General features: G+C 52.0%; 1 protein-coding gene. It reads left to right on the top strand.

Features of this window, described 5'->3' with window-relative positions; all coding sequences use genetic code 11:
- Positions 1 to 69: 69 nt before the first annotated feature.
- Positions 70 to 273 (top strand): hypothetical protein (locus MiSe_RS50220; protein WP_226595107.1); only part of this gene is annotated, 204 nt, incomplete at its 3' end.

The following is a 273-nucleotide window of genomic DNA, read 5'->3' as shown; positions in this document are numbered from 1 at the left end:
CGCCACACCCACGATCTGTAGGGGCACGGCATCAACCATCTCTCTACCCGATCAAAAGACTTCGCTGCCGTGCCCCAAAACCCCGCCCATCAATACCTCACCGATACAGCAGATTGCCTGGGTCAGGCACAGCATAACGAAGATGAGGAAGATGGGGAAGAAATTTCTTCTAGTTCAAGAGTCTTCCTCATCTCCCTTTTCTCCCTTGTCTTGCTTGTCTGCTTGAGTTTCCCTCATGTACCTCATGGGGCGGCAATCCGCTATAAACACCTG

Source organism: Microseira wollei NIES-4236 (genome assembly GCF_020521235.1).
In the GTDB taxonomy this organism is placed as follows: Bacteria; Cyanobacteriota; Cyanobacteriia; order Cyanobacteriales; family Aerosakkonemataceae; genus Microseira; species Microseira wollei.
This window is presented reverse-complemented; position numbering and strand designations above follow the sequence as displayed.